Origin of the sequence: Erythrobacter donghaensis, from assembly GCF_001557325.1 — a bacterium.
Classification (GTDB): Bacteria; Pseudomonadota; Alphaproteobacteria; order Sphingomonadales; family Sphingomonadaceae; genus Erythrobacter; species Erythrobacter donghaensis_B.
On sequence record NZ_LSJS01000025.1, the window covers coordinates 1 to 2484 of the forward strand.

At 70.3% G+C, this 2484-nt stretch carries 2 protein-coding genes and 1 pseudogene; all 3 read left to right on the forward strand.

Annotated features, from left to right (window positions below; all coding sequences use genetic code 11):
- Positions 1-500: M28 family peptidase (locus AX692_RS00455; RefSeq protein WP_155646233.1), on the forward strand; the 500-nt coding region annotated here is incomplete at its 5' end.
- Between the two features lie 89 nt (positions 501-589).
- Complete coding sequence (gene guaB / locus AX692_RS00460) at positions 590-2044, forward strand: IMP dehydrogenase (protein ID WP_073975664.1); 1455 nt, start codon at positions 590-592, stop codon at positions 2042-2044.
- Positions 2045-2053: 9 nt separating this feature from the next.
- Positions 2054-2484 (forward strand): annotated as a pseudogene (locus AX692_RS00465) (RsmB/NOP family class I SAM-dependent RNA methyltransferase); the annotation flags it as partial.

Here is a 2484-nt window from a genome sequence, read left to right on the forward strand (position 1 = left end):
GGCGCGACATCTACTTCCTCGCCACCACCGCCGAGGAGCCGGGCCTGCTCGGCATCCGCGCCTTCGTCAAGGATCCGCCGCTGCCGCTCGCGAGCATCGTCGCCGCCTTCAATCTCGACATGATGGCGGTCGCCCCGCAGGGGAGCCCGGTGGGTTTCGTCGGCCGCGGCAAGGACGGGGGGCTCGATGCGGCGGTGCTCGCCGCGCTCGCGCGGCATGGCCGACAGCTCGGCGACCAGAGCCTCGCCGACAGTTTCCTTATGCGGCAGGACGGCTGGGCGCTGGTGCAAGCCGGTGTGCCCGCGGTGCTGCTGTCGAGCACCTATGGCAGCCGCGCGATCCTCGATCCCTTCATCGCCGCGCGCTACCACCAGCCCTCGGACGAGATCGCGGGGATCGAACTCGGCGGCGCGGTCGACGATCTGCTGCTCCACGAGGACCTGATCCGCCTAATCGCCGACCCGGCGCGCTATCCGGCAAAGGCGGGTTCGCGCCCCTAGCGCAACCGGGCCCGTGTCGTTACATGGGCCGCCACGAATCTCCCGCCAGAGGAGAGCCCCCTCTACCCTCGCAAGCGAAAGTGGCGCTCATGGATATCCCGCTCGGCCTGACCTTCGACGACGTGCTGCTCCGCCCGGCCGAGAGCAACGTCTTGCCGAGCATGGCCGACACTTCGACCCGGCTGACCCGCGACATCCGCCTCAACATCCCCGTCCTGTCCTCGGCGATGGACACCGTGACCGAGGCGGACATGGCGATCGCCATGGCGCAGCTGGGCGGGATCGGGGTGCTGCACCGCAATCTCGACATCGAGGCGCAATGCGCGGCGGTGCGCGCGGTCAAGCGTTATGAGAGCGGGATGGTCGTCAACCCCATCACCATCGGTCCCGAGGCGACGCTCGGGGAAGCGCAGGCGCTGATGCAGGCCAACCGGATCAGCGGCATCCCGGTGGTAGGCGAAGGCGGTCGGCTGGTCGGCATCCTCACCAACCGCGACGTGCGCTTTGCCGAGAACCCGCTCCAGCCGGTGCGCGAGCTGATGACCACCGAGAACCTCGCCACCGTACCGCTCGGCACCGGGCAGGAGGAGGCGCGGCGGCTGCTGCATGCGCGCCGGATCGAGAAGCTGCTGGTGGTCGATGACGACTATCGCTGCATCGGCCTCATCACGGTCAAGGACATCGAGAAGGCTGTGAACTATCCCGCCGCCACCAAGGACGGTGCGGGCCGCCTGCGGGTCGCCGCCGCGACCACCGTGGGCGATGCGGGCTTCGCGCGCACCGAGGCGCTGGTCGATGCCGAGGTCGACGTGATCGTGATCGACACCGCCCACGGCCACAATATCGAGGTCGCCCGCGCGGTCGAGCGGGTCAAGAAGCTCTCGAACGCGGTGCAGGTGATCGCGGGCAATGTCGCCACCGCCGAGGCGACCCGTTCGCTGGTTGATGCCGGGGCCGATGCGGTCAAGGTCGGGATCGGGCCGGGCTCGATCTGCACCACCCGCGTGGTCGCGGGCGTCGGCGTGCCGCAGCTGACGGCGATCATGGAGAGCGCGGCGGAAGCGGCGAAGTCGGGCGTGCCCGTCATCGCCGACGGCGGGCTGCGCACCAGCGGCGATGCCGCCAAGGCGCTCGCGGCTGGCGCGTCGAGCGTGATGATCGGATCGATGCTTGCGGGCACCACCGAAAGCCCGGGCGAAGTGTTCCTCTACCAGGGCCGCTCCTACAAGGCCTATCGCGGCATGGGCAGCGTCGGCGCGATGGCGCGCGGCTCGGCCGACCGCTATTTCCAGCAGGACGTCAGCGCGATGAAGCTCGTCCCCGAGGGGATCGAGGGGCAGGTGCCCTTCAAGGGCCCTGCCGCCGACGTCGTCCACCAGCTGGTCGGCGGGATCAAGGCCGCGATGGGCTATACCGGCTCGGCCACCATCACCGACCTCCAGGCCCGCGCGCAGTTCGTGCGGATCACCAATGCGGGGCTTTCGGAGAGCCACGTCCACGACGTCGCCATCACCCGCGAGGCGCCCAATTATCCCACACGCTGAGGCCTCGATATGACCCCCGCCGCTAGAGTACAGGCGGCGATCGAGCTGCTCGATAACGTGATTGCTTCCGCACGTGCCAAAGGCGCGCCGGCGGACAGGATCATCGCCGACTATTTCCGCGCGCGCCGCTATGCCGGGTCGAAGGACCGGCGCGCGGTGCGCGATCTCGTCTACCGCGCGGTCCGGCTGTGCGGGCCGGTGCCCGCGAGCGGGCGCGCGGCGATGCTGGCGGTGGCGGGGCAGGATGCTGCCATCGCTGCGCTGTTCGACGGCTCCCCCCACGGCCCCGCACCCCGCGCCGAGGGCGAGGAGGCGGCGAGCACGGGCCTTGCCCCCAAATGGCTCGCCGCCGCCTTGCGCGCCTCAGGGCTGGGCGGGCGGGAAATTGCCGCGCTGCTCGACCGCGCCCCGCTCGATCTGCGGGTCAATGCGCTGAAGGC

Bases quoted from the DNA above. Each gene is read 5' to 3' on its own strand.
- guaB (WP_073975664.1), top strand. From the start codon at position 590: ATGGATATCCCGCTCGGCCTGACCTTCGACGACGTGCTGCTCCGCCCG.